This is a genomic window from Kribbella deserti (genome assembly GCF_042434725.1).
Taxonomy (GTDB): Bacteria; Actinomycetota; Actinomycetes; order Propionibacteriales; family Kribbellaceae; genus Kribbella; species Kribbella deserti.
The window spans coordinates 1-26,486 of the sequence record NZ_JBHLTC010000031.1 but is presented as its reverse complement, the minus strand read 5'-3'; the positions used below and the strand labels follow the sequence as shown (position 1 = coordinate 26,486).

Sequence of the window (26,486 nt, the reverse complement as noted above, 5' to 3'; positions counted from 1 at the left end):
ACAACAAACATGAACTTGCGCAACATACGCGTCCACTATGCAGCTCTCAGAACACAGCCACAATCCCAGCAGCACTGGTCGATAGTGGCTACATGTTCTACAAGAGTTACGGTGACCATAGCGTCGGGGAAACACCCAGTCTCCATTCCGAACCTGGAAGTTAAGCCCGCCAGCGCCGATGGTACTGCGACCGGGAGGTCGTGGGAGAGTAGGACGTCGCCGGACATTCACACTGTTAAGGGCCACCCGGCAACGGGTGGCCCTTAACATTTGTGGAGGCTCTACCATCTAGCCGAGGGCATTTTGTCCGGCCCTGGCTTGTTAGCTCTAGATGTCAGCGCTGAGCTGAGCGTCTGCACCAATCTGTGTTCGATCGATAGGAGTCACTGTGGCCACGCCACCTCGTTCACCCCGTTCCGGTCCTGGCGATCGCTCAGGCCGGGGCTCTTCAGGCGGGGGAGCAGGGCGTTCCGGCGCCGGCCGTGGCGGCAATGACCGCTCCGGCTCCGGCCGCGACGACCGCTCCGGCGGCCGCGGCGCTGGCCAAGGCGGTTCTGGCCGTTCCGGTGGGCCTGGTGGCTTTGGCGGCGGTCGTTCCGGCGACGCTGGTCGTTCGGGTGGTCCTGGCCGTTCTGGCGACTCCGGTCGCTCGGGTGGTTCGGGCGGCGCTGGGCGTGGCGACGGTGGTTACCGCGGCGATGGACCGCGTACCGGTGGCGGAGCCCGTTCAGGTGGATCCGGCGGTAGTTCTTGGTCTGGCGGCTCCGGCGGCGGTGGACGCTCCGGGGGTCCGTCGAAGTCTGGCGGTCCCAGTTCGTCCGGTGGCGGACGCAGCTTCTCCGGCGGCGATCGCCGTGGTCCCGGGGGTCCCCGTCGCGATGACCGTGGCGGCTACGGCGAGCGCAATGAGCGTGACGACCGCGGCGGTTACGCCGAGCGCGGCGACAACGACCGCTTCGGCAGCCGTCCCCCGCGCGACGACCGTGGTGCCGGCTCCGGCGACCGGGGCGGACGCCCGGCCGGTGGGAACGACCGCTGGGGCAGCAGGCCGCCCCGCGACGACAACCGTCCGCCGCGTGACGACCGAGGCGGTCGCGACGACCGCGGCTCGTACGGCGACCGGGGCGACCGTGGTTCGTACGGTGCCCGCCCTGAGCGTGGTTCGTATGGCGGTCGCGACGACCGTCCGGCCCGCGACGACCGCTTCGGCAGCCGTCCCCCGCGCGATGACCGTGGTGGCCGCGACGACCGCAGCCGCGACGACCGCAGTCGCGACGACCGGGGACGCGATGACCGTGGGTCCTACGGTGCTCGGCCGGAGCGTGGATCGTTCGGTGAGCGTCCGGCTCGTGGTGCGGGTGGCCGCGATGACCGTGGCGCCGGCGCGCGCGGTTCGGCCGGTGACCGTGGTGGGCGCGATGACCGTGGGCGCGATGACCGTGGCGGCGATCGCGGGCGGGATGACCGCAACCCGTTCGCGCGCGGCGGCGACCGGGCCGTGTACGGCGAGCGTTCGAGCCGTCCGGCCGCTGGTGGTCGTGGCGGACGCGACGAACGTACTGGCTACAGCGACCGCGCGAGCCGCGATGACCGTGGCCCGGCCGCGGGGGGCCGTGGAGGCCGTGACGACCGTGGTGGGCGTGACCAGCGCGGCAGCGGACGTCCGCCCGCGCCGCGTGGTGGACGCCGTGACGACCGTCGCGACGATAGAGGTCGCGGACCGCGCGAGGAGCAGCCGGAAAGGGTCGGACCTCGCAAGGACGATCCGCCCATTCCCGCGGGTGTAACCGGAGCTGAGCTCGACCGTTCGGTGAAGCAGGAGCTGCGTGGTCTGCCGCGTACGCTCGCCGACCTGGTCGCCCAGCACCTGGTCGCGTCCGGAATGCTTATCGACCACGACCCGGAACTGGCCTACCAGCACGCGAAGACCGCGCGCCGGCTGGCCGCACGCCTGGGTGGGGTGCGCGAGGCCGTGGCGGTCACGGCGTACCTGGCAGGTCATTACGACGAGGCGCTGACCGAGTTCCGCGCCGTACGGCGGATGACCGGTAACCAGGAAGTGCTGCCGACGATGGCTGACTGCGAGCGTGCGCTCGGGCGGCCGGAGAAGGCGCTCGCGTTGTCGCGCGAGCACCAGGTCAAGGATCTCGAGCTCAGCTCGCAGATGGAGATGCTGATCGTGGCCGCCGGCGCGCGTCGCGACATGGGGCAGACCGCTGCCGCGCTGCAGACGCTTGAGGTACCTGAGCTGAACAAGCGGGTCCGGGTCGAGTGGCTGGCGCGTTTGCGCTACGCGTACGCCGACACCTTGGCGGAACTCGGCCGGGAGGAAGAGGCTCTGGTCTGGTTCCACCGTGCCGCGGGTGTCGACATCGACGGTACGACGGACGCCGCCGAGCGTGCGGCCGCGCTCGAAGGCCTCGAGTTCATCGATCTCGACGAGGACGATGACGAGGACTACGAGGAGTCGGGCGACGCCATCATCGATGTCACCGAAGAGCCCAAGGCAGTGCACGTGACCGCCGACAGCTCGAACGACCTGGACGAATTCGGCGAGACGATCAACGCCGACGAGACCAACGCCGACGAGGACGAGCAGGGCGACAGCGACGAGTCCCACGTACCTGCGGAAGACCAGGCTGCCGAAGACGTACACGTCGAGGACGTGCAGGTCGAGGACGAGGCTGCTGACGACGAACAGGACGGCGACCAGGGCGATGTTGCGCCTGGTGGGGTGACCGAGAAGTAGCGGAGGGTTGCCGTCGGGCGGTTCCCGGACGCGGCGCGCGCGGTTTCACCACGGCAGCGCGCCGGGTCCGCGAGAATTGCCCGATGGCGGCCATCGCGGTGGACTTGTCCCCGGCCTCGCCGGTCGGGGTGTTGGTGACGGGATCGTTGCTGTCCGGCGCCGCCCGGCTGCGGCGCTCCGTGGCGATGGTGGAGGCGTCTGAGAACGACGGCGTCCACCAGGTGCGGGTGTCGTGTCGACGGCTCCGCAGCGACCTCAGGCTGTTCCGACGTCTCCTGGGCGGTGATCAGGTCGTACTCCTCCGCAAGGAGCTTTCCCAGCTAGCAATGAGCTGTAGCCAGGCGCGCGACCTAGAGGTCGTTTCGACGCTCATCCGGGATAACGCCACTGGCGAGGACGACGCGGACTACGTCGCCACAATCCTTCACCTACTGGCTACCAGCCTCACACGCGCAGTAGCGGGTGCAGAAGACGCAGTAGCCAGCCAGCGGACAGCGATGCTCCTAGACCTACTAGACGCCGTGGCAGCCGCTCCCGAACTTCGAGCACGAGCCGACCGCCCCTGCGGCAAGGTCCTCCCGCGCCTGCTGGCGTCCACGCAGGCCAAGTTCACAGCGGCTGCGGACCAGCTCACTGCGTGGTCGCCGGATCAGCAGTGGCACGACGTACGGCTCGACGCCAAGCGTCTTCGGTACGCCGCCGAGAGCATGTCCCGCGTTCTAGGCGAAGAGGCGAAGGAAATCGCGGCACGGGCCGCCAAGTTCCAGGAGCTGATCGGCCAGCATCAAGATCATTGCGCGGCCGCCGACACCCTCTGGTTGTTCCTCGACGAGGCGGACCGGCTGGGCGACGTCGAAATGGGCTTCGCCCTCGGCCGCCTGATGGAACGCCATCGAGCCGCCCGTCGCCCACTCCGCGATGAGTTCCTCGCCCTCTACCATCGCGACTGACCATTCGCCGGCCATTCGCGCACCGGGACAAGGGCGGGCGGACAGACGCGTCCACTCGCGGGTAAGGGGCGGCGGTCAGAGCGTGCGGAAGAGCAGGCCGGTGCGGGGTTTGGGGCCGAACGAGGTGGCCTTTTGCGGGAGGCGGGCGCCTTGGGCGGCGGTGGCGAGGACTTGGTCCAGGCGCGGCGGGTCCAGCTCGACGACGGCGGATTCGCCGGAGGCCTGTTCGAGGGCGTCCGCCAGGCGGTGGTGGAATCCCACCCGCGAGGCGTCGATTCCCCAAGCAGGGAAGAGCTCTTCGTGCAGCAGCGACACCTCCGGCTTCGTTGGGGCCGAGGCCTCCGCGCGGTACAGCGTGAGCCAGGCCGTGCCGTCGTAGACCGACAACCGGTGCGGAAGGTCCTGCCGTCGGCCGGGCGTGACCTGCCACCCTTGCGGCGTACGGGCGGACACGATCTCCAGCGACAGACCCGGAACGGTCCGGTGGATCGCATCCAGGCTGAGCGGATGACGGCCGTGATCGACGAGCATCGCGAGGCCGAAATCCGTGCCAGGGCGGTCGGGTTCGCGGCGACGACGTTCGAGGTAGGCGGCGTACCGGTGATGGCCGTCGGCGATCAGGGCCTCGTGCCTGGCCAGGTCGGCGGCGATGGCGTCGAGCGTCGCGGGCGAGTCGATCCGCCAGATCGTATGGATGGCGCCGTTTTCGGAGTCCGCGACCAGCCACGGCACGCCCGCGCGGGCCTCGTCGACGGCGTCGCTGGCGGCGCCGCCCCCGGTGTACGCGAGCAGGATCGGTTCGAGGTCCGCGTCGGTGGCCTCCATCAGCGTGAATCGATCGTCCACCCAGTTCGGCATCGTGTCCTCGTGCGGCAGGACCACCTGGCCGGTCGGATCGAGCCCGACGGCACCGATCAGGCCGCACAGGAAATCCTCGCCGAGGCGCTGTTCGTACACGTACAGCGCGGGCCGTGAGTCCTGGACGACGACCCCGCCACGCTGCCAGGCGGTGAGCCGCGAGGACGCTTGGTCGTACCGGCTCGGGCCAAGATCCGAGTCGCGTGGAAGGATGAGCCGCACCATGTTGTGGAGATCAGAATCAGTCAGCCGCCGGACCAGCGCCGGCTCCAGTACGTCGTACGGCGGCGAGGTGACCGCGCCCAGGGTGCTGACCCGCCCGGCGACGAATCGCCACGCGCGCAACGGCTCCAGCCGCAACGGCTCCAGAGCTGTTGAAGGCGTCGGCCGCGTGACGGGATGCGGCTCGTTCCGCGACTCGGACATGAGCCGCATCGTACGGGGACGGTCATGACCGCGGGCGGCAAGCACGGCCAGTCGCCGGCGCCGCTTTCGGCGTGCGACCAGCCCCTCGCCATTCGGTACGACGTCGCGCTGCTCGACCTGGACGGCGTTGTGTACGTCGGGCCCGATCCGGTGCCGGGTGCACCCGAGAGCCTGCGCAAGGCGGCCGAGGCCGGGCTGCGCCTCGGGTACATCACGAACAACGCGAGCCGTCCGGCCGAGGTGGTCGCCGAACACCTGAGCTCGTTCGGCCTCGACGTCACCGGGGAGGACGTGGTCACCTCCGCCCAGGCGGCGGCCCGGCTGATCTCCCAGCAGTACCCGGCCGGCGCGAAGGTGATGGTCGTTGGTGGCGAAGGCCTGTTCGCGGCCCTCGACGAGTACGGCCTGACCGCCGTCCGCAGCAGCGACGAGGACCCGGTCGCGGTCGTGCAGGGATTCCACCCGGAGGTGAACTGGGTACTGCTCGCGGACGGCGCGCACGCGATCAACGCGGGTGCCAAGTGGTTCGCGACGAACCTGGATCTCACCATTCCCACCGCGGCAGGCAAGGCGCCGGGCAATGGCGCGCTGGTCAAGGCCGTGCGCGAGGCCGTGGACGTGGATCCGGTGGTCGCCGGTAAGCCCGAGACGCCGTTGCTGCTGACCAGCATCGAGCGGTTGAAGGCCGAAGCACCGCTGATGGTCGGGGATCGGCTCGATACCGATATAGCGGGCGCCTACGCCGTGGGCATTGCCAGCCTGTGGGTGGCGACCGGGGTCAACGACGCGATCGATCTGGCCGCCGCCCCGCTGGAACAGCGTCCGACGTACATCGGGGCAGGGCTGAGCGCGTTGGCCGAGAAGCACCCCGCGGTCGAGGTGGACGGCGGCATGCACTCGTGCGAGGGCTGGATCGCCGAGGTAACGGATGGCGCGGTCGTGATCGAAGGCGAAGGCGAGCCGTACGACGGCCTGCGCGCGATCCTCTCCGCCGCCTGGGCCGCCAACGACGACGCCGAAAGTAAGGACAAGGTGGACGTTCGCGCCGCGCTGATCAAGGTTGGCCTGGCGAAACCGTGAACGCACGCTACCGTGGCTGGCAACGAACCCCAGCCTCAGCGAGGAGGCCATCATGGTGATGGATGCACTGCGCGGTTATGTTCAGCTGGCCAACGGCCTGACCGAGGTCACCAAGCAGCGTGCCCAGGCGGCCGCCAAGGCGCTGGTGCAGCAGACCGGCGCGGAGACGCTGACCACCGGCCTGACCACGAAGGTGAGCGACCTCGCCGAAGAGATCGTTGCCACCAGCAAGAGCAATCGCCAGCTGCTGCAGGCGATCGTGGCCAACGAGGTCGAAGGCGCCGTCGCGAAGCTCGGTTTCGTGCGGGCCGAGGAGGTCGCCGGGCTGGCCCGCCGGATCGAAAAGCTGGAGAAGGAACTGGCCGAGGCCTCGAAGCCCGAGCCGGCCGTGACCACTCCGCCGATCAAGAAGGCACCCGCGAAAAAGGCCGTACCCGCCAAGAAGACCGCTGCCAAGAAGGCCTGAGAGTGACCGAATTCCCGTCTGAACAGCCGTACCACGGTCCGGATCCCGACGCCGAGCCCCAGCCCGAGGACTTTCCCGCCGACGAGCCCGGTTACGAGACCGAGCCCGTGCGCGAGGAGAGCCACCCGCTGGTGGAGGAGACGATGACCCGGCTCGACGAGCTGCGCGAGCTGCCGGTTTCGGAACACGGCGAGGTCTACGCCGCTCTGCACGAGCGGTTGCAGAGCGCCCTGGCCGAGTCCGACGGCGATCCCAGCTGATCGACGGCGGCCCGAGCGACTGTGGCTAAAGCGGTACGACGTGCCCGGCTGGACGCCGAGCTGGTCCGGCGCGGGCTGGCGCGTTCCCGGGAACACGCAGGCGAGTTGATCGCCGCGGGCCGGGTGAAGGTTTCCGGCACGGTTGCGAGCAAACCGGCCACTGGGGTCGGGGCTGACGCTCCGATCCTGGTGGACACCTCCGAGATGGATGACCCGGGTTATGCGTCCAGGGGAGCCCACAAGCTGGTTGGAGCGCTAGAGGCGTTCCAGGAGCTCACTGTTACCGGCAAGCGCTGTCTGGACGCGGGAGCTTCTACTGGCGGCTTCACCGACGTCCTGTTGCGTAACGGCGCGGAGCACGTTTTCGCGGTAGACGTCGGCTACGGCCAGCTGGTGTGGGCGCTGCAGACTGATGAGCGGGTCACGGTGATGGACCGGACCAACGTGCGCACGCTGTCTCCCGAGGCGCTGGGGGAGCAGGTTGAGCTGGTGGTGAGCGATCTGTCGTTCATCTCGCTGACACTTGTTCTGCCCGCACTGATCTCGGTGACGCAGCCGGAGGGGGATCTCGTGCTGATGGTCAAACCGCAGTTCGAGGTCGGTAAGGAGCGCCTTGGCAAGGGCGGCGTGGTCCGCGACCCCGAGTTGCGGGCCGACGCGGTCCGCGGGGTGGCGGCCAAGGCGACCACGCTGGGCTGGGGAATAGCGGGGGTCGCGGCCAGTCCGTTGCCCGGTCCGTCCGGAAATGTCGAGTATTTCCTGTGGATACGGCGTTCGGCACCTCCGCTCGATGAGACGATGCTCCGGATGGCCGTTGAACAAGGGCCACAGTGACTACCGATGGGGAGGACGGGGTGGCCGTGAGCGAGCCGCGTCGCGTGCTGCTGGTCACCCATACCGGCCGCGAGCACGCCATCGAGGTGGCCCGGAAGGCCCATCGCCTGCTCACCGACGCCGGCATCTGCGTGCGCGTTGGTGGTAAGGACGCGGACATCCTGGCGCTGGACCCGGTCGAGGTCGCGCACGATCCCGACAAGGCCGCGCTCGATGTCGAGCTGATCATGGTGCTCGGCGGCGACGGCTCCATCCTGCGCGGCGCCGAGCTGGCCCGCCCGCATGGCACGCCCGTACTAGGTGTGAATCTAGGCCACGTCGGCTTCCTGGCCGAAGCTGAGTACGAGGACCTCGAGCGCACCGTGCAGTCGGTGGTGGATCGCAAGTATGTGGTCGAGGAGCGCATGACGCTCGACATCTCCGTACACGCCGAAGGGCAACTCGTCACCGAGACCTGGGCGCTGAACGAGGCCAGCGTGGAGAAGGCCGCCCGTGAGCGCATGCTCGAGGTGATGGTCGAGGTCGACGGCAGGCCGCTGTCGCGCTGGGGCTGTGACGGCGTGGTCTGTGCGACGCCGACCGGGTCGACCGCCTACGCGTTCTCCGCGGGCGGTCCGGTGGTGTGGCCGGAGGTCGAGGCGATTCTGATGGTGCCGCTGAGCGCGCACGCGTTGTACTCGCGGCCGATGGTGGTCGGGCCGCGGTCGACGGTGTCGATCGAGCTGGTGCGCGCCTCGGAAGGCCTGGGCGTGATGTGGTGTGACGGCCGCCGCACGGTGGAGCTGCCCCGCGCGGCGCACATCGACGTACGACGTGGCAAGACCCCGGTGCGGCTGGCGAGGGTGCACGAAGCGCCCTTCACCGATCGCCTGGTGGCGAAGTTCGACCTGCCGGTGCTGGGCTGGCGGGGCACTGCCGAGCGTAAGAACGGACGGTCTGGCTGATGTTGTCCGAAATCCGGATCACCGGACTCGGGGTGATCGAGGACGCGACCTTGGACCTCGACCCCGGTTTCACCGCGGTCACCGGCGAGACCGGTGCGGGCAAGACGATGGTCGTCACCGGCGTGAGCATGCTGCTCGGCGGCCGGGCCGACAGTGGCCTGGTCCGCCATGGCGTACGGCGGGCCCGGGTCGAGGGGCGAGCCACCTCGGTGCCGAAGTCCCTGGTCCAGCAGGCGGAGGACCGCGGCGGGGAACTCGATGACGGCGAACTGCTGATCGCGCGCGAACTTTCCTCCGAAGGGCGTTCGCGGGCCTTCCTGGGCGGTGCGAGTGTTCCCGTGAGCGTGCTCGCCGATGTATCCGGTGATCTGGTCGCGATCCACGGCCAGGCCGACCAGTGGCGCCTGCTGCAGCCGATCCGCCAGCGCGAGACCCTCGACACCTTCGCCGGGAAGCCGGTGCTGGAGCCCCTCGCGGAGTATGTCGCCGCCTACCGCCGGCATCGCGAGGTGGAGGCCGAGCTGACCGAGCTGGTCACCCGCCAGCGCGATCGGCTGGCCGAGGCCGACCTGCTGCGCTTCGGCCTCGAGGAAATCGCCAAGGCCGAACCGCAACCCGGCGAAGACCTGGAACTCGCCGCCGAAGAGGAACGCCTCGCATATGCGGACGGCCTGCGTACGGCGGCCACCACCGCGGCAGGCGCGCTCGCGGCGGAGGACCTCGACGCGAGCCGGCCCAACGACGTATTGGGGCTGCTGTCGCTTGCGAAGCAGGCCCTCGACGGTGAGCGCGAGCACGATCCGACCCTGGCGGGACTGGCCGATCGGGTTGGCGAACTCGGCTATCTCGCGGCGGACCTGTCCGGCGAACTGTCGTCGTACGCGTCGGATGTTGATACCGATCCGGCCCGGCTGTCCGTGGTGAGCGAGCGGCGCGCGTTGCTGACCTCGCTGGCCCGCAAGTACGGCGACTCCGAGGGCACGGTCGACGAGGTGCTCGAGTGGTCCAAGCGCTCCGCGGCGCGACTGGCCGAGCTCGACGGCAGCGACGAGCGGGTCGAGCAGCTGACCGCCGAGCAGGAAGATCTGCAGGCCCGGTTGACCGAGTTGGGCGGCGTCATCGCGACCGCCCGCCGGGACGCCGCCGAGCGCCTCGGCAAGGCCGTGACCGGGGAACTGGGTGGGCTCGCCATGCCGCACGCGCAGCTCACGGTCGAGGTCCACGACAGTACGCCGGGGCCGTTCGGCGCGGACGAGGTCGAGTTCTGCTTCGCGGCGAACCCGGGTAGTCCCGCGCGCCCGCTGCAGAAGGCGGCCTCGGGTGGTGAGCTTTCCCGCGTGATGCTGGCGCTGGAGGTGATCCTGTCGGACACCCATCCGGTGCCCACGCTGGTCTTCGACGAGATCGACGCGGGTATCGGTGGACGCGCGGCCGTGGAGGTCGGTAAGCGCCTTGCCAAGCTGGCCGAGAAGACCCAGGTGATCGTGGTGACCCACCTGCCGCAGGTGGCGGCGTTCGCGGATCGTCACGCGGTGGTGCTGAAGAGTGACGACGGTTCGGTCACCACCAGTGGGCTGGTCGCGCTGGATGACGATGCCCGGCTGAAGGAACTGTCGCGCATGATGGCCGGCCTGGAGAATTCCGACGCCGCGCAGGCCCACGCCGAGGAACTGCTCGCGCTGGCGGCGGAGCGTCACGGCAAGGGCGGAAAGAAGCGCGCCAAGAAGTAGCGGCGGAGCCTGTCCGTGATCGGCCTTGCGGCTGCGAATCTCTAGACACCAGGGCTCAACCACCTTTACAGTGCACGGCCCGGTCCGCTGACATGGCAGGATGGCAGTCGCGATGAGACTGCCCACCTTGAGACGTACACGCCAGCCCGAACTGCCCGGAATCCACGGAGTGGTCCGGCTGGATCGCCGTACCAAGAACCTCACGAAGCGACTCAAGCCCGGTGAGATCGCGGTGATCGATCACGTTGATCTGGATCGCGTCAGCGCCGAGGCCCTGGTCGACTGCAAGGTGGCCGCGGTCATCAATGTGGCCGACTCGATCAGCGGCCGTTATCCGAACCTGGGCCCCGAGATCCTGGTCGAGGCCGGTATCCCGCTGGTCGACGGCATCGGCCGCGAGGTCTTCTCCACCTTGCACGAAGGCGAGAAGATCCGCCTGCACGACGGTGTGCTGTACCGCGGCGAGGAGGTGCTCGCCAAGGGCGCCAGCCAGGACAGCGAGACCGTCGCCGAGTCGATGGACGACGCCCGCGCGGGCCTGTCCACGCAGCTTGAGGCCTTCACCGCCAACACCCTGGAGTACCTGCGCCGCGAGCGGGATCTGCTGCTCGACGGTGTCGGCGTACCGGAGATCCACACCCCGATGGACGGCCGGCATGTGCTGATCGTCGTGCGGGGTTACGACTATCGCGACGACCTGGTCGCGCTGCGGCCGTACATTCGCGAGTACCGGCCGGTGCTGATCGGGGTCGACGGTGGCGCCGATGCCCTGGTGGAGAACGGATACGCGCCGGATCTGATCATCGGCGACATGGACTCGGTCACCGACGACACGCTGAAAAGCGGTGCCGAGGTGGTCGTGCACGCGTACCGCGACGGGCGCGCGCCTGGTTCGGACCGGCTGGAACGCCTTGGCGTGCAGTCGATCGAGTTCCCCGCGACCGGAACCAGCGAGGACGTCGCGATGCTGCTGGCCGACTCCAAGGGTGCCTCGCTGATCGTCGCGGTCGGCACGCACAACTCGCTGGTGGAGTTCCTGGACAAGGGCCGCTCCGGTATGGCCAGCACCTTCATCACCCGGCTGCGGGTGGGCGCGAAACTGGTGGATGCCAAGGGCGTCAGCCGTCTCTATCGCAGCCGCGTTTCCACGTTCCAGATCATCGCGCTGATCACCGCGGGATTGTTCGTGCTCAGCGTCGCGATGGTGTCGATCGACGCGCACACGATTCTGTGGTCGATCCTGAAGGCGCGCTGGAACGAAATCTACTTCAATGTCCGGGAGCTGTTCACGTGATCGACTTTCGCTATCACATCGTCTCGATCGTGGCGATCTTCTTCGCCCTCGGTGCCGGTGTGGTGCTCGGCGCCGGGCCGCTGAAGGGCACCGGCACGCAGCTTGTGCAGGATCAGGCGCTGAAGGACCGGAAGGATCTGGTCCAGGCGCGCGAAGAACTGATTCAGGCGAAGGCGCTGGACAAGTACCGCGACGACTACGTCTCGAAGGTGACCGCCGGTCTGACCGACGGCAAGCTGACCGGCAAAAACGTCGCGGTCGTGACGATGCCGGACGTCGACGGCGATCTGGCCAACAACACCGTCGAGACGCTGGAGAAGGCCGGGGCGCAGGTCACCACCCGCGTTTCGCTGGACGCCAAGCTGTTCCAGGCCGACCAGCGCCAGCTGATCGACCAGCTCACCACCGAGCTTGTCACCGCGGACGTCACCTTCACCAAGGACAGCACCACCTTCGAGCGGACCGGCCAGATCCTCGGCCGCGCGATCGCGGCGAACGCCGAAGGCAAGAACGTTGACGGTGACGCCACCAAGATCCTTGGCGGCCTGACCGGCTCGAAGCTGTTCGGCCTCAAACCGACGCCGAAGCAGCGCGCCAGCCTGATCGTCGTGATCGCCGGCAAGACCCCCAACCCGGCGCCGGACACCTCCTCGTACTCCGACGCGGTGGACCTGGCCGAGGGTCTCGACCGGGCCAGCAGTGGCGTGGTCGTCGCCGGTACGCCGGAAAGCGCGCAGAACGGTGGCTACCTGAAGTCGCTGCGCGGTGATTCCGACGCGGCCAAGGCGGTTTCGTCGGTGGACGTCGCGAACATGCCGAGCGGGCGGGCCACGATCGTTTTCGCCCTGGTCGAGCAGGCCGAGGGCAAGGCCGGTCAGTACGGCGGTGTGGACGCGAAGAACGGGGTTGCCCCCAGCGCTGCTCAGGCGAAGGACAACTGATGGGACTCGGCCGGATCGCCGTCGCCCTGGCCTCGGCCGCCGCGACCGGTGCAGTCGAAGGAGCGACCCAGCGCCTCTCGGAGGAACAGCGGGAGCCGTTCGAACGGATCAACCACCGGGGCGAGCCAGTCACCTTGCTGGAAGGGCCGATCGCGGTTCTCGGCGCGCTCTCCGGTGTTGCCGGTGACCACGCGACGCCAGTCCGGGTGCGTGCAGCCGCTCTGCTGGCCGGATCGGTCTCGGGCGCTGTCGGGGCCTTCGACGACCTGCACGGGACTACCCAGGCCAAGGGGTTCAAGGGTCACTTGAGCGCGTTGAGCCGGGGTGAGGTCACTAGTGGTGCGATCAAGATCCTCGGTGTCGGCGTAAGCGCTCTAGGCGCTGCGGCGCTCCTGCCGCGTAAGTCTTCTGGGTTCGCCCGTGCTGCCGACGTAGTGCTCGATACGGCGCTTATCGCCGGCACGGCCAACCTCACGAACCTGCTGGACCTCCGGCCCGGTCGAGCCCTTAAGGCCGTTGCGGCCCTCAATGCCCCGGCCGTACTGGCCAAGGGCCCGGCTGCGGCCGTAGTCGGCGCAGCGGCTGCTGTTGCGCCGGCGGACCTTGAGGAACGCTCCATGCTCGGCGACTGCGGCGCGAACGGCCTGGGCGCTATGACGGGTACTGCGCTTGCCTCCGCGTTGCCGAGGCCGTTCCGCCTCCTGGCCACCGCTGGCGTTGTCGCGCTCAACCTGGCCAGCGAGAAGGTCAGTTTCACCAAGGTCATCGCGAACAACCCGGCCCTCGACGCCGTCGACCAGTGGGGCCGACGCCCCCGGTGAGCGTTGGCCGTCGGCTGGCTCAGGCCGCCGTACTGGTCGCCGCTGTCACTGTGCTGGCCCGCGTAGTCGGGTTCGGGAGATGGCTGGTCTTCTCGAAGACGGTTGGTGCGGGTTGTTTGGCCGATGCGTACGCGACGGCCAACCAGTTGCCGAACGTGTTGTTCGAGATCGTTGTCGGCGGAGCGCTCGCGGGCGCGGTGATCCCGGTACTGGCCGGTCCGGTGGCTCGGGGCGATCGTGCTGCGCAAGGGCGGATCATCGGCGCGCTGCTCACCTGGTCGTTCGTGGTGCTGCTTCCCGTGGCTGGACTGGCTTGGCTGCTCGCGGACCGCTACACCAACGCCATGCTGGATCCGGGCGCGGAATGCGGTGGAACGGCTGCAACCGCCACGAGGATGCTGGTGATCTTCGTACCGCAGATCTTCGGGTACGCCGTTGCCGTGGTGGCGACGGCCGTGTTGCAGTCCCACCAGCGTTTTGCGGCCGGCGCCGTGGCTCCGCTCGTGTCCAGCCTCGTGGTGGTCGGGACCTACCTGGTTTTCGCCACGCAGGCCCCTCGCGCGGATGAGGCCTCGTCCGGCGCGGTGGACCTGCTTGCGTGGGGGACGACCGCTGGCGTCGTCGCACTCGCGTTGAGCGTGTTGATCCCGATGTTGTTGCTCCGCCTGCCTATTCGGCCAACCCTGCGGCTGGACCCTGGGGTCGGGCCGGTACTGCGACGGTTGGCCCTTGCGGGATTAGCGGTATTAGTCGCGCAGCAAGTGGCTTACCTCGCTACGACGTACTTGGCGAATCATCGAGGGGCCGCAGGCAGTATCGCGGTCTACACGTGGGCGAACGCGGTCTACCTGCTGCCGTACGCCGTACTGGCCGTGCCGATTACGACGGCGGTATTCCCGCGCCTGGCTGCGGCGTACTCGGCTGGTTCGTCGGACTTCGACCAGGTGGCGTCGACTTCAACCCGGGCCGTACTGCTGGCGGGGGGAGCCGGGGCGGCGGCCTTGGTCGGTACGGCGGTACCGGTGGCGCGGATCTTCGCGTACGACGACGGGCGGGTTCAGGCGGCGCAGGCGGATTCACTCGCCGCGGGCCTTCTTTGGTTCGCGCCCGGGCTGATCGGCTTCGGCCTGCTCATGCACCTCGGACGGGTCTTGTACGCGCGTCAGGCGGGTCGGCACGTCGCGGTGGTCACTGGCATCGCGTGGTTGTCCGTAGCGGTTCTCGGGTTCGTGGTCACTTCCAGGTGGGACGGCGTTGACGTAGTCGGTGCACTGGCGGCTGCGATGTCCTGCGGCATGCTCGGCGGTTCGCTGGCGCTCTTGGTCGTCCTTCGCCGTCTGGCCGGTCCTGCCGTTTTGAGCGGGTTGCCGCGCGCTGCGGTGGCTGCGGTACTTGGGGCGATTGCCGCCGGGTTTATCGGGCAGTTGGTTGCCTCGCCCGCTGCAACTGGTGGTTGGGGCCGATCGTTGCTCTTTGCACTCCTGTCGGGCCTGGCGGTTGTGGTGATCTACGTGCTCGTGGCGGGTCTCACGGCACGTCAAGACCTCAAGCTGCTCATCCGTCGAGGCTGACTTCCGGCGAGTAGGATCGCCGAATGCGTGTTGGGTTGGTGCTGGCGGAGTCCCGAGGCGGGATCGGGCAGCACGTCGCCTCCTTGGTCCCCAGGTTCGTCGCGGCGGGCCATGAGGTCGTCGTGTGCGGCCCACCCGGTACCACCGCGCATTTCGACTTCGGCCAGGCCCTGGTGGTCTCGAATCCCGCGGGCCTTCGTGGTTGCGATGTCATTCACGCCCACGGCTATCGCGCCGGCATGACCGCGCTCAAGGACCGCACGCGCCTTCGGCCACTCATCGTGACCTGGCATAACGCTGTGATCGCGACAGGCCTTCGTGGACACGTGATGCGCCTTGGGCAACGTCTAGTGGCTCGCGGTGCCGACGTGACGCTCGGAGCCTCCACGGACTTGGTGGAACTGGCTCGCGGTCTAGGTGCGAAAGACGTCCGGTTGGCCCCTGTAGCCGCTCCGGCGTTGTCGGAGGCCCACACCTCGCCTGAGGCCGTTAAAGCCGCTCTAGGCATCGGTGAGGCCCCGCTAGTACTTGCTGTGGGCCGGCTGGCTCCCCAGAAGGACTACTCGACGTTCCTGTCCGTGGCCGCGCTTGTCGCCTCTAAGCAGCCTGACGTGGTTTTCGCCGTCGTAGGCGGTGGACCTCTCCAGGAGGACTTGCAGGCCCGCATCGACGCCGAAGGCCTTCCGGTTCGTCTGCTCGGTCACAGAGATGACGTAGGCGATCTACTCCGTGCAGCCGACGTATTCCTACTGACGTCGCACTGGGAGGCCCGGGCCCTGGTAATCCAGGAAGCCCTGCAAGTCGGCGTACCGGTTGTGGCCACGGCAGTGGGCGGAATTCCCGAATTGGTGGGAGAGGCGGCTCTGCTGGCTCCAGCCGGCGACACGCCCGCGCTCGCGGTCGGCGTACAAACACTTTTGGCGGACTCCGAAACGGCGTCCACCCTGCGTGAACGAGGCTGGAAGTTGGCCGGAACATGGCCGGACGAGGACCAGGTGGCGCACGATTTGCTGACGCTCTACCAGGGCCTGGTCACGAGTACCCCAGAGAACAGGTAGGCTGAAGGCCCGTGGACAGAGCTTCGTTCTCGCAGCAGACCAAGCACGTATTCGTCACCGGTGGCGTCGCCTCCAGCCTAGGCAAGGGGCTGACGGCGTCTAGCCTCGGCAGTCTGCTGACGGCACGCGGCATCCGGGTCACCATGCAGAAGCTGGATCCCTATCTCAATGTGGATCCCGGCACCATGAACCCGTTCCAGCACGGCGAGGTGTTCGTCACCAACGACGGCGCCGAGACCGATCTGGACATCGGACATTACGAGCGTTTCCTCGATCGCGACCTCTCGCAGGTCGCCAACGTCACCACCGGCCAGGTGTACTCCTCGGTCATCGCCAAAGAGCGGCGCGGCGAATACCTGGGCGATACCGTGCAGGTGATCCCGCACATCACCAACGAGATCAAGGACCGGATGCTGGCCATGGCCGGTCCGGACGTTGATGTCGTTCTGCACGAGATCGGCGGCACGGTTGGTGACATCGAGTCACTGCCGTTCCTGGAGGCGGCCCGCCAGGTCCGTCACGACGTCGGCCGGGACAACGTCTTCTTCCTGCACATCTCGCTGGTGCCTTACCTGGCGCCGTCGGGTGAGCTGAAGACCAAGCCGACGCAGCACTCCGTCGCGCAGCTGCGCTCGATCGGTATCCAGCCCGACGCGGTCGTGTGCCGCGCGGACCGGCCGATCCCGGACAGCGTCAAGCGCAAGATCTCGCTGATGTGCGACGTCGATGTCGAGGCCGTCGTGGCCGCGGTCGACGCCCCGAGCATCTACGACATCCCCAAGGTCTTGCACGCCGAGGGCCTGGACGCCTTCGTCGTACGGCGGCTCAACCTGCCGTTCCGCGACGTCGACTGGACCCGGTGGGACGAGCTGCTGCGGGTCGTGCACCACCCGGCCGACGAGGTCACCGTGGCGCTCGTCGGCAAGTACATCGACCTGCCCGACGCGTATCTCTCGGTCGCCGAGGCGTTGCGCGCGGGTGGCTTCAACAACGACGCGAAGGTGCACCTGCGCTGGATCGCGTCGGACGAGTGCGCGACGCCTGAGGCGGCCGCGAAGCTGCTCGGCGACGTGGACGCGATCTGCATTCCCGGTGGTTTCGGCGTGCGCGGTATCGAGGGCAAGATCGGCGCCATCCGGTACGCCCGCGAGTCCGGCATCCCGATCCTCGGCCTGTGTCTCGGCCTGCAGTGCATGGTGATCGAGGTGGCCCGCGACCTGGCCGGCCTGACCGAGGCGAACTCGAGCGAGTTCGACCCGGACGCCGAGCAGCCGGTTGTCGCCACGATGGAGGAGCAGAAGGACATCGTTTCCGGTGCGGGCGACCTCGGCGGCACGATGCGCCTCGGCCTCTACCCGGCGAACCTGGCCGAGGGCTCGATCGTGCGCGATCTATATGGCGCGGGGCTCGTCCAAGAGCGCCACCGGCACCGCTACGAGGTCAACAACGCCTACCGGGACAAGCTGGAGACCGCTGGTCTCGTGTTCAGCGGTACCTCGCCGGACAACGAGCTGGTCGAGTTCATCGAGCTGGACCGCAAGCTGCACCCGTACTTCGTCGCCACCCAGGCCCACCCGGAGCTGCGGTCACGGCCGACCAAGCCGCATCCGCTGTTCTCGGGTCTGATCTCCGCGGCCCTGGACCGTCAGCGCGAGTCGCGCCTGCCGGTCGAGGAGCCCAAGCCGGCTGAGGCGGCCGCGGGTTCGACCCCGGTCAAGAAGGCCAAGGCGTCGGCGGCGAAGGCCTGATGGATCAGCCAGAGGTCCGGTTCGGCGCGGGGCTGCGGGACGAGCCCGAGTCCTGGCCGGTCAGCGAATCCGAGATCGTGCACGCGACGGGCCGGGTCATCTCGGTCCGGCGCGACCGGATCGAACCGCCGGGCGGCGAGCCGTTCACCCGCGACATCGTCGAGCACCCGGGCGCGGTCGGCGTGGTGGCGCTGGACGACAACGAGCGCATGCTGCTCGTCCGGCAATACCGCCACCCGGTCCGGCACCGGCTGCTCGAACCGCCCGCGGGCCTGCTCGACATCCAGGGCGAGGACTACCGCGTCGGCGCCGAGCGGGAGCTATGGGAGGAAGCGGCTACCAAGGCGGCCGACTGGCGCGTGCTGGTCGACGCGTTCACCTCGCCGGGGCTCACCTCCGAGGCCGTGCGCATCTTCCTGGCCCGGGACCTGTCCGCCGCCGAAGAGGTCTACGACCGTCTGCACGAAGAGGCCGACATGGAGGTCGTCTGGTCGCCCCTGGCCGACGTCGTGAACGCCATCCTCGCCGGCGACCTGCACAACCCCATCCTGGTCATGGGCGCTCTAGCCGCCTGGACCGCCCTCCACACCGACGGCGGCTTCACCACCCTCCGCCCCGCCAACGCCCCCTGGCCCGCGAAAGACGCCTGACCAGCTGTACGCAAAAAGGACCCCGCGTCAGGTGGCGCGGGGCCCTTTGCGTGGTTGGGCTTGGTCAGCCGGTGCGGCGGGCCAGGAGGATGTCAGTCTTCAGGTTGGGGGCGCCGTCGACCGGGGTCGGGTTGTCGGCGGTGGGCTTGATGCCGCCCGCGTTGACCCGGTCGAGGGTGGCCAGGCCCAGTCGGTCGATCGAGCCGAAGACCGTGTAGTCGGGCCGCAGCCGGGAGTCGGCGAATACCAGGAAGAACTGGCTACCGTTGGTGTTGGCACCTGCGTTTGCCATGGCCAACGTGCCGCGGGCATAGACCTTGCGGGTGCCCGTGGTGTCGCCGGGCCAGTTCGGTAGGTCGGTGGGCAGCTCATCCTTGTACCGGTAGCCCGGGCCCTTCTCGCCCGTGCCGCTCGGGTCACCGCACTGCAGGACCTTGAGCGTCGGGTACTGCGTGAGGCGATGGCAGGTGGTGAAGTCGTAGAACCGCTTCTTGGCCAGGTGGAGGAAGCTCTGCACCGTGCAGGGCGCCTTGGCTCGGTCCAGCGTCAGGAGCATCGGGCCCTGGTTGGTGGCGAGTAGAACCTTCACCCGGCCCTTGTCCGGCGTGTGCGCGGGGTCGGGTGGCAACGACACCGGCCGGGCAGCCGGGTCTTCCGGGGTCTCGGTGTACTTGCAAGGTCCCTTGGTGACTTCAGGCGTGTCATCCGGCTTGTCCGCCGCGTACGTCGTTCCAGTGGTTGCCACCAGCCCGGTAATAGCTAGGGCGGTGGCGGCGATTGTTCGTGCTACTCGCATGTCAGGGGGTCTCCCTCAGGAATAGGCGACGGTAAAGAGCCGCAGGCTGGTATCGCCTGGCAGCGTCACGCTAACCGGCCGCTTGCCCGACGGGAAGTCGAACGGCTTGGTCGCGAAGATCTTCACCTGGACTGAACCGCGAGTCCGCAGGTCTCGCCGGAGACTTCGGCGAGAGCGGTGGCGACGATGCGGGCGTTCGCACGGAACTCTTCGTCCGGCAGTCGCGGCAGCAGTTCGTCCCACACCGCGATCATCGGTCCACGCAGCTGCATCTGCCCGAGCGGTCGGCCGTGGAACCAGACATGGAAGTGCGAGCCGCCGTCACCCCGGCGATTGAAGTGACACCGCGCGACACTGTCGATACGCCGCACCCGCCTCGGTCGTCCGCTGCAGCATCGGGCCGAGCGTCGCCAATAGCTCCGGCGGCAGGTTGTCGAGCCGGTAGTGCTCCCGCGGCACGAGCAGCGCCACCATCGGCAGGCCGGGCTGGGTAATGCCGGCGTTCAGTCGCCACTGGCCGTCCTGCCAGATCGCGAACTTGTCCGGCTGCTCGCAGCTCACACAAGCGCGTCCGCCCTCTTCACCGGCTCGAGGCGGTTCGGGCAGTACTGGCGCGGCTGGATACGGTCTGAGAATGACGAATAAGCCCGCGTTGGCGGTTGCCTTGGACCTGGAGCAGCACCCCGAGGGCGGGTGGTTCCGTGAGACGTGGCGGTCGGAGGTGACCTTCGAACCGCCTGGGTACGACGGTGGGCGCGCGTCGGCGACGGCGATCTACTTCCTGCTGGCGCCGGGGGAGGAGTCGCGCTGGCACCGGGTCAAGTCGGCCGAGATCTGGCTCTGGCATTCGGGTGGGCCATTGGCGTTGACCCTTGGTGGTACCGGCGAAGACCCGGGCGAGCCGGAGACGTTCGTCCTCGGGCCGGACGTGACGAACGGCCAGCAGCCCCAGCTCGTCGTACCGGCCGGGGCATGGCAAGCGGCCCGCCCGGCCGACGAGGTTGAGGTGCTGGTGTCGTGCGTGGTCTCACCCGGCTTCGACTTCGCCGACTTCGAACTGCGCTGAAGGACGCGCTAGCGCCGGAGCCGACTTAGAAGAGAACCGTCGCGAGGGCTTCGTAGCCCGGCAGCAGCTCGAGATCGGTATGGCCGAGCTGCTGGATGACGACGTGATCGGCGCCGGCCTCGAGGTGCGCGGTGAGGCCATCGCTGATGTCGACGGCGGTGCCGTGCAGGACCAGGTCGTCGATCAGCCGATCGCTGCCACCGTTGTCGATATCGTGCTGCGCGTAGCCGATCCGGCGCAGGTTCTTGCGGTAGTTCGTCAGCCCGAGATACGGCTTCTCGACGTACGGCCGGCCGATCGATCGCGCGATGTCGTCGTCGATCTCCAGCACCACCTTGTGTTCCGGCGCCAGCAGCACGTCCGGCCCGATCAGCTCGCGCGCCTCGCGGGTGTGCTCGGGCGTGGTGAGATACGGAATGGCGCCGGCGGTGCGTTCGGCCGCGACCTTGAGCACCTTCGGGCCGAGCGCCGCGAGCATGCGTCCCTCGACCGGAACCTTGTGCTCGTCCAGGCGGTCCAGGTACTCGGTGATCTTGTCGTACGGCGAGCTGTAGACCGCGCTCTGCTCGGGATGACCGATGCCGACGCCCAGCATGAAGCGGTTCGGATAGGCGTCTGCCAGCCGGTGGTACGACGCGGCCAGCTCGACCGGATTGGCCGTCCACATGTTCACGATGCTGGTACCGATCACCACCGAGCGGGTGGCCTTCAGCAGTTGCTCGGCCGCGGCCAGATCAGCGGTGGGGGAACCACCGAGCCACATCGTGCCGTACCCGAGCTGCTCCAGCTCGTAGGCCAGCTCCGGGCTCCACTTGTGCCACTGATGCCAGACCCCGAACCGTCCCAGCTCGACCGTCACGCCCTGCTCCTCTCGTCGGTGCGCTCATTTCACCACGAGGCAGGAGCCGCGCCGTCAGCTGTCCAGCACATCGAGCAGTTCACGCGGGATCTCCTCGGCGATGAAGTGCCCGCCGGGCAGGCCCGCGCCGTCCAGATCGACGGTCCAGCGCGACCACACGTCGAGTACGTCGAACCACTTCGGCAGATCGCCGCGTTCGCCCCAGTAGACCCGGACCGGGCAGGTGATCCGGTGCCCGGCGGCCAGGTCCGCTTCGTCGTGCGCCCGGTCCACCGTCGCGCCGGCGCGGTAGTCCTGGCACATCGCGTGCACCACGTCCGGATTCGCGATGGCGGCCAGGTAGTCCTGCAGCGCCTCGGGATGAAGCTCGATGGGATATCCCGAAATCGCCGGACTGCCGTCGGGAAAGAGGTAGCCGGCGGGGTCGCGGTTGATCTCGTCCTCGGGTTCGGGGAACGACCGGGCGAGCTTGTTCCAGTGCCACTCGCGGAGCTGGTCGGCCGGTTGCTTCTCGGCGGCATGCCACATGTCGGCCGTCGGCACGATGTCCAGCACGGTCAACCGCGAAATCGAGGCCGGGTGATCCAGCGCGAGCCGGTAGCCGACCCGGCCACCTCGGTCGTGCCCGATCACCTCGAACCGCTCATGCCCGAGGCGGCCCATCAGTTCGACCTGGTCGGACGCCATGGCTCTCTTCGAGTAGGCCTCGGCCGAATCCACCAGCGGCAGCCCGGAGCCGCCGTACCCCCTCAGATCGGGCATGACGACAGTGCGGGTCTCGGCCAGCACGGGCGCCACCTGATGCCACATCACGTGTGACTGGGGGTAGCCGTGCAAGAGCAGCAACGGCGGTCCTGAACCGCCTATGCGGACGCGAACGTCGAACTGGGCAAGCCGAATCGTCTGTACTTCGAAGTCGTCGAACACCGAGATAGAGGTACCCGCGAAGGCCTTGAATGATGCGGCTGTCTCACAGATGCGCGGCGATCTCGGGGATGCGTTGGTCGAGGTCTGCCAATTGCCGCTCGGTTCGCTCTGGCTCGCCGACCTTGCCGAGATTGAGCATGCCGGGATCACCTGCAACCTGCCCGGCCCGGATAACCCGGACAGAACGCGCCATACGTGCCGTTGCGCCCTTGAGGATCTCCAGCGGGTCGATGTCGCCGTACGCCTCTGCCATCATTCGAAGACGTGCAGCCCGGTACGACGCGGCGACGGGCTCGCCAGACGCAGGAGTGGCTAGGGGCACCGAATTCCAAGCAGCGAAGGCGATGTCGTCCAAGGGCTTGCCGGGACCTGCCATATCCCAATCGATCACGCCGACGAATCCGGCCTTGTCGCCGATCCAGTTGTAGTAGCCGAAGTCGTGCATGCAGACGATCTCGTCCGGCTTGAGCTCCGCAAGGCTGGTTCGCCATTGGACAACCCCTGCAGGACGGTACGACGCGACCACGCGGTGATACTGCCTCAACCAACTTAAGGCCGTCGCTAGTACGTCGTCCGCCGGTGGCTCGGTGTAGGCGTCACCTGGCAGATAGTCGAGGATCTCGCGCCCCTGAGCGTCGAACCCGTGCACTCGCGGTACGCCGGATAGACCGTGGTCCGCGAGATGCTGGAGTAGTCCGTGCACCGCGGGCGTCCACGGGCCGGTAGGCCGTCGCACCGTGTCACCGACCCGCACCGCGCCGCCGACGTTTCCGCCCGGCAGAGCGATCTCTTCCATCGTCAACCCTTCTCGATGTGGCGAAAAAGGCCTGCGCAAGATCTTCGGCAAATTTGGTGATCGGCGCAGGAATTGTGGTGAGAACGGGTACCGGGAGCAAACCTCACCGGCCGTTGGGACGTCATACAGGAGTGTAATCGTTCCGCAGTGCGGCCGTGTGCGCGTCGCGTTAAGAACAGACCATCCAGTCCGCTGGTATGAACCCTGGAGGCTTACACTCGGCATCGACCTGGCGATTGCTTCACCCCTCAAGCCGGCTGGGCCGCGCGGTGCCACGAACCCCCGTGAGCCGCTCACCTGTGACGAACAGAAGGGCAAGTTGTGAAGGTCGGAGTACCGAAGGAAGTCAAGAACCACGAGTACCGGGTCGCCATCACCCCGGCGGGCGTGCACGAGTTCGTGCGCAACGGTCACGAGGTTCTGATCGAGAAGGAAGCGGGCGCGGGCTCGTCCATTCCCGACGCCGAGTTCGTCGCGGCCGGAGCTCGCATTCTCGACTCCGCCGATGACGTATGGGCCGATGCCGAGCTGGTGCTGAAGGTCAAGGAGCCGGTGGAGGAGGAGTACCACCGGATGCGCAAGGAGCAGGTGCTGTTCACCTACCTGCACCTGGCCGCGAGCCGCGACTGCACCTCCGCGCTGCTGAAGTCGGGTACCACCGGAATCGCCTATGAGACCGTGCAGGCGCCGGACGGATCGCTGCCGCTGCTCGCGCCGATGAGCGAGGTGGCCGGCCGGCTTGCCCCGCAGGCAGGCGCCTACCACCTGATGCGGACCGGCGGCGGCCGTGGCGTTCTGATGGGCGGTGTCTCCGGCGTGCACGCGGCCCGGGTCGTCGTACTCGGCGCCGGCGTCTCCGGTATGAACGCGGCCGCGATCGCGCTCGGCATGCAGGCCGAGGTCCAGCTGCTCGACCGCAACATCAACCGTCTCCGCGAGGCCGACCGGATCTACCAGGGCCACCTGCAGACCGTCGCGTCCAACGCGTTCGAGGTCGAGCGGGCCGTGCTGACCGCGGACCTGGTGATCGGCGCGGTGCTGATCCCGGGTGCGAAGGCGCCGATGCTGATCAGCAACGAGCTGGTCTCGCGGATGAAGCCCGGCAGCGTGCTGGTGGACATCTCGATCGACCAGGGCGGCTGCTTCGAGGACTCGCGCCCGACCACGCACGCCGATCCGGTCTACCCGGTGCACAACTCGCTGTTCTACTGTGTCGCCAACATGCCTGGCGCCGTTCCGAACACCTCCACGCACGCGTTGACCAACGTCACGCTGCCGTACGCCGTGGAGCTGGCCAACCTCGGTTGGCGTGACGCCCTGAAGAAGGACCACAGCCTGGCCCTCGGCCTCAACACCCACGACGGTCACGTGACGTACGGGCCCGTCGCCGACGCCCACGACCTGGACTACGTCGGTCTCGACGAGGTGCTGGCCTGAGCACGGAGCTCACCCGGGCCGTCAGCTCGTACCTCGACCACCTCACGGTCGAACGCGGGCTGGCGGCCAACACCCTTGCGTCGTACCGCCGAGATCTCAAGCGGTACGTCGGATTCCTGGCCGAGCAGTCCGTCACGGACCTGGCCGGCATCACCGAAGCGTCGGTCTCCGCCTTCCTGATGCGACTGCGCGAGGGCGACGCCGACAACCCGCCGCTGACCACCTCCAGCGCGGGACGAACCGTCGTCGCGGTGCGCGGGTTCCACCGGTTCTGCCTGCGCGAGGGGTTGACCGGTGTCGATCCCGCCGCCGCGGTCAAACCGCCGCCACCACCTCAGCGTTTGCCGAAGGCGTTGTCCGTGGACGAGGTGACGCGCATCCTCACCGCCGCCGCGGGGGAGGACGTACTGGCCGCGCGCGACTCGGCTCTACTGGAGTTCTTGTACGGCACGGGCGCGCGTATTTCCGAAGCGGTCGGGCTGGACGTCGACGATATCGACGTGGAAACCGGCGCGGTCCTGCTGCGCGGCAAGGGCGGAAAAGAACGCGTTGTGCCGGTGGGCTCGTACGCGTTGGAGGCGTTGTCCGCCTACAAGGTGCGGGCCCGTCCGGAATTGGTCGGGCGGGGGCGTGGGACGCACGCGCTGTTCTTGAATGCGAGGGGCGGACGGTTGTCCCGGCAGAGCGCTTGGACGGTTCTACGCCGGGCGGCGGAGAAGGCCGGGGTCGCGAAGGAGATCTCGCCACACACGATGCGGCACTCCTTCGCCACGCATCTACTGGATGGCGGAGCCGACGTACGGGTAGTGCAGGAACTCCTCGGCCACGCCTCGGTCACCACCACCCAGGTCTACACCCTCGTAACCGTCGACAAACTCCGCGAAATCTACTCCACCTCCCACCCACGCGCTGTGTGAGTTTGGCCAGCTAGCGGCCCTTTTACCTTTTGTTCGCGGGTGGTCGCAGCTGGTCCGGGGATGGAGGTGCCTGGCTGGGCGCCGTTCGGACCAGCTGCGACCACCCGCGAACAAAAGTAGGCCGCTAGCGGCGGAGATATGGCGGCACCTCCGTGGATTGAAATGGCGCCATCATCCGGGGGCAGGGCCGGGATGCCGCGACGGGCGGCAGGAGGGCTTGGCGGGAGAGTGGCTGGCCACTCGGCCGGTGGTTACCACCTGGGAGTCCGGGGTGGTAACCCACCGGCGCAATGGCCAGCCACCCGCAGGGCGCCGCCACCAGACGCCGCAACCGCTGGTCAGCTGCCGAACGCCGCGACGGCCGCCCGGCCGCGTGCGTGATGCCACTACCCAACCACGTGGCCGCTGGCCGGGTGTGGGACGCCGCGATGGCCGCCAGATGCAGGACCGGGCCGGGTTCGGGACCTCGGTGGGGTCGGGTGTCGTTGGTCTTCCGCGTTGTCGGGCCGGTCGTCTCGGCCAGGGGTTCGAACAGTCGCGCCTTGGGTGGTCTGGACGGGCGCGGATGCCGGGTTTCGTCCGGCTACCGGGTTTCGGGCTGACTACCGGGCTTTGGGATGGCCACTGCCGAGTTGTTTGACCGCTACCCGGTTGCAGCCGGGTAGTCGTACAAGAACCAGGTAGTCGTACGAAACTTCGGCAGCTGGTCCCTTCAATCGGCCACCTGACCCGCCAACCGGCCCCAACCACCCGGCCAGGCCGAGACGACCCGGCGCGGAGCCCCGCAGCAACCCCGCGCCGAGCTCGCGGTAACCCCGCGACGATCCGTTGTGGAGCCTGCGGCAAACCTGGCGCGGAGCTTGCGGCAATCCGGCGCCGAGTCGGCGGTGAACCGGGTGCGGCAGCGTGCGGCAATCCCGCGCCGAGTCGGCGGTAAACCCGGCGCGGCAGCGTGCGGACCTCCCCGAACCCGGGCAGGCCTCACCCGTCCCCCTGATAGCTGCCGCCTTTGGTCGGTTCGGGCCGGGTCAAGGGCGCGCAGCGTCACCGGAGGTGATTCATAACCCTTGACGCGGTTCGGACCGACCTGACAATTCGAAGACCCAGGGGGACGGGTGACCACAGCAACAGCCGCATTTCACGTCCGACCGTCACAGGGTTTTCCACAGCCGCAATCTGGCGTGCCCGCGAGTACCGCGAGTACCGCGAGTGCCCGCGTGTGCCCCGCGCGTGGTCGCGTTGTGACGTTGAACCGCCCCGGGTTTGGTGCACCCTCGGTTATGTGTGAACGACTGATCGGTCGTTTCG

26 protein-coding genes and 1 rRNA gene are annotated in these 26,486 nt (G+C 68.2%); 20 read left to right on the top strand and 7 right to left on the bottom strand.

Annotated features, from left to right (window positions below):
- Positions 1–107: 107 nt before the first annotated feature.
- The 4 genes from rrf (at position 108) to ACFFGN_RS24585 (ending at position 3,699) form a co-directional block, all read left to right on the top strand.
- Positions 108–225: ribosomal RNA gene (rrf, locus tag ACFFGN_RS24600) — 5S ribosomal RNA — on the top strand.
- Positions 226–491: 266 nt separating this feature from the next.
- Positions 492–1,787, top strand: coding sequence for a hypothetical protein (locus tag ACFFGN_RS24595; protein WP_380051753.1), 1,296 nt, complete (start codon positions 492–494; stop codon positions 1,785–1,787).
- Between the two features lie 23 nt (positions 1,788–1,810).
- Positions 1,811–2,749 carry a tetratricopeptide repeat protein gene (locus ACFFGN_RS24590; protein WP_380051751.1) on the top strand — a complete coding sequence of 313 codons (939 nt, stop codon included), beginning with the start codon at positions 1,811–1,813 and terminating at the stop codon, positions 2,747–2,749.
- Between the two features lie 83 nt (positions 2,750–2,832).
- Positions 2,833–3,699: a CHAD domain-containing protein gene (locus ACFFGN_RS24585; protein WP_380051749.1), complete on the top strand. Its 867-nt coding sequence runs from the start codon at positions 2,833–2,835 to the stop codon at positions 3,697–3,699.
- Between the two features lie 75 nt (positions 3,700–3,774).
- Here ACFFGN_RS24585 and ACFFGN_RS24580 read toward each other — a convergent pair whose 3' ends face one another.
- A complete protein-coding gene (locus ACFFGN_RS24580; protein ID WP_380051747.1) occupies positions 3,775–4,983 on the bottom strand; it encodes a DUF1015 family protein in 1,209 nt (402 codons plus the stop codon).
- A gap of 24 nt (positions 4,984–5,007) precedes the next feature.
- Here ACFFGN_RS24580 and ACFFGN_RS24575 point away from each other — a divergent pair, with 24 nt between their 5' ends.
- The 13 genes from ACFFGN_RS24575 to ACFFGN_RS24515 all read left to right on the top strand — a co-directional run bounded on the left by ACFFGN_RS24575 (position 5,008) and on the right by ACFFGN_RS24515 (position 18,380).
- Positions 5,008–6,063, top strand: a complete 1,056-nt coding sequence (locus ACFFGN_RS24575; RefSeq protein WP_380051745.1) for an HAD-IIA family hydrolase — start codon at positions 5,008–5,010, stop codon at positions 6,061–6,063.
- 52 nt (positions 6,064–6,115) lie between these two features.
- Positions 6,116–6,529: a polyhydroxyalkanoate synthesis protein PhaF gene (locus ACFFGN_RS24570; RefSeq protein ID WP_380051743.1), complete on the top strand. Its 414-nt coding sequence runs from the start codon at positions 6,116–6,118 to the stop codon at positions 6,527–6,529.
- 2 nt (positions 6,530–6,531) lie between these two features.
- A complete protein-coding gene (locus ACFFGN_RS24565) occupies positions 6,532–6,789 on the top strand; it encodes a hypothetical protein (RefSeq protein ID WP_380051741.1) in 258 nt (85 codons plus the stop codon).
- A 21-nt stretch (positions 6,790–6,810) separates the two neighbouring features.
- Positions 6,811–7,623: a TlyA family RNA methyltransferase gene (locus tag ACFFGN_RS24560; protein ID WP_380051739.1), complete on the top strand. Its 813-nt coding sequence runs from the start codon at positions 6,811–6,813 to the stop codon at positions 7,621–7,623.
- A gap of 26 nt (positions 7,624–7,649) precedes the next feature.
- The gene (locus ACFFGN_RS24555) at positions 7,650–8,567 is read left to right on the top strand and encodes an NAD kinase (protein WP_380051737.1); all 918 of its coding nucleotides are present in this window, start codon (positions 7,650–7,652) and stop codon (positions 8,565–8,567) included.
- Positions 8,567–10,297: a DNA repair protein RecN gene (gene recN / locus ACFFGN_RS24550; protein ID WP_380051735.1), complete on the top strand. Its 1,731-nt coding sequence runs from the start codon at positions 8,567–8,569 to the stop codon at positions 10,295–10,297. Before ACFFGN_RS24555 ends, recN begins: the two co-directional genes overlap by 1 nt.
- A gap of 127 nt (positions 10,298–10,424) precedes the next feature.
- Positions 10,425–11,591: a putative cytokinetic ring protein SteA gene (gene steA / locus ACFFGN_RS24545; RefSeq protein WP_380051733.1), complete on the top strand. Its 1,167-nt coding sequence runs from the start codon at positions 10,425–10,427 to the stop codon at positions 11,589–11,591.
- Positions 11,588–12,532, top strand: a complete 945-nt coding sequence (locus ACFFGN_RS24540; RefSeq protein ID WP_380051731.1) for a copper transporter — start codon at positions 11,588–11,590, stop codon at positions 12,530–12,532. The genes steA and ACFFGN_RS24540 overlap by 4 nt, the downstream gene beginning before the upstream one ends.
- The gene (locus tag ACFFGN_RS24535) at positions 12,532–13,353 is read left to right on the top strand and encodes a hypothetical protein (protein WP_380051729.1); all 822 of its coding nucleotides are present in this window, start codon (positions 12,532–12,534) and stop codon (positions 13,351–13,353) included. The genes ACFFGN_RS24540 and ACFFGN_RS24535 overlap by 1 nt, the downstream gene beginning before the upstream one ends.
- Entirely contained in the window at positions 13,350–14,924 is a 1,575-nt protein-coding gene (gene murJ / locus ACFFGN_RS24530; RefSeq protein ID WP_380051727.1) for a murein biosynthesis integral membrane protein MurJ, read from the top strand. The genes ACFFGN_RS24535 and murJ overlap by 4 nt, the downstream gene beginning before the upstream one ends.
- A gap of 23 nt (positions 14,925–14,947) precedes the next feature.
- Positions 14,948–15,982 carry a glycosyltransferase family 4 protein gene (locus ACFFGN_RS24525; protein ID WP_380051725.1) on the top strand — a complete coding sequence of 345 codons (1,035 nt, stop codon included), beginning with the start codon at positions 14,948–14,950 and terminating at the stop codon, positions 15,980–15,982.
- A gap of 11 nt (positions 15,983–15,993) precedes the next feature.
- Complete coding sequence (gene pyrG / locus ACFFGN_RS24520; RefSeq protein ID WP_380051723.1) at positions 15,994–17,730, top strand: CTP synthase; 1,737 nt, start codon at positions 15,994–15,996, stop codon at positions 17,728–17,730.
- The gene (locus ACFFGN_RS24515) at positions 17,730–18,380 is read left to right on the top strand and encodes an NUDIX domain-containing protein (protein ID WP_380051721.1); all 651 of its coding nucleotides are present in this window, start codon (positions 17,730–17,732) and stop codon (positions 18,378–18,380) included. Before pyrG ends, ACFFGN_RS24515 begins: the two co-directional genes overlap by 1 nt.
- Before the next feature lie 64 nt (positions 18,381–18,444).
- On the opposite strand, the gene ACFFGN_RS24510 is transcribed toward ACFFGN_RS24515, so the two are convergent.
- The 3 genes from ACFFGN_RS24510 to ACFFGN_RS24500 form a co-directional block, all read right to left on the bottom strand.
- Complete coding sequence (locus ACFFGN_RS24510) at positions 18,445–19,176, bottom strand: peptidylprolyl isomerase (protein ID WP_380051719.1); 732 nt, start codon at positions 19,174–19,176, stop codon at positions 18,445–18,447.
- 122 nt (positions 19,177–19,298) lie between these two features.
- Positions 19,299–19,448, bottom strand: coding sequence for a hypothetical protein (locus ACFFGN_RS24505; RefSeq protein WP_380051717.1), 150 nt, complete (start codon positions 19,446–19,448; stop codon positions 19,299–19,301).
- A gap of 49 nt (positions 19,449–19,497) precedes the next feature.
- Positions 19,498–19,737, bottom strand: coding sequence for an HIT family protein (locus tag ACFFGN_RS24500; RefSeq protein ID WP_380051715.1), 240 nt, complete (start codon positions 19,735–19,737; stop codon positions 19,498–19,500).
- 73 nt (positions 19,738–19,810) lie between these two features.
- On the opposite strand from ACFFGN_RS24500, the gene ACFFGN_RS24495 reads away from it, so the two are divergent.
- Positions 19,811–20,242, top strand: coding sequence for a cupin domain-containing protein (locus tag ACFFGN_RS24495; RefSeq protein WP_380051713.1), 432 nt, complete (start codon positions 19,811–19,813; stop codon positions 20,240–20,242).
- A gap of 25 nt (positions 20,243–20,267) precedes the next feature.
- Here ACFFGN_RS24495 and ACFFGN_RS24490 read toward each other — a convergent pair whose 3' ends face one another.
- The 3 genes from ACFFGN_RS24490 to ACFFGN_RS24480 are packed head-to-tail and all read right to left on the bottom strand — an operon-like array spanning position 20,268 to position 22,824.
- Positions 20,268–21,101: an LLM class F420-dependent oxidoreductase gene (locus ACFFGN_RS24490; protein ID WP_380051711.1), complete on the bottom strand. Its 834-nt coding sequence runs from the start codon at positions 21,099–21,101 to the stop codon at positions 20,268–20,270.
- Positions 21,102–21,155: 54 nt separating this feature from the next.
- A complete protein-coding gene (locus ACFFGN_RS24485) occupies positions 21,156–22,028 on the bottom strand; it encodes an alpha/beta fold hydrolase (RefSeq protein WP_380051709.1) in 873 nt (290 codons plus the stop codon).
- A gap of 43 nt (positions 22,029–22,071) precedes the next feature.
- Positions 22,072–22,824 (bottom strand): phosphotransferase, encoded by a 753-nt coding sequence (locus ACFFGN_RS24480; RefSeq protein ID WP_380051707.1) that lies wholly within the window; start codon positions 22,822–22,824, stop codon positions 22,072–22,074.
- A gap of 321 nt (positions 22,825–23,145) precedes the next feature.
- Between ACFFGN_RS24480 and ald the strand changes: the two genes are divergently transcribed.
- Positions 23,146–24,261: an alanine dehydrogenase gene (gene ald, locus ACFFGN_RS24475; RefSeq protein ID WP_380051705.1), complete on the top strand. Its 1,116-nt coding sequence runs from the start codon at positions 23,146–23,148 to the stop codon at positions 24,259–24,261.
- Positions 24,258–25,178, top strand: coding sequence for a site-specific tyrosine recombinase XerD (xerD, locus tag ACFFGN_RS24470; RefSeq protein WP_380051755.1), 921 nt, complete (start codon positions 24,258–24,260; stop codon positions 25,176–25,178). The genes ald and xerD overlap by 4 nt, the downstream gene beginning before the upstream one ends.
- The last annotated feature ends 1,308 nt before the right edge of the window (positions 25,179–26,486 follow it).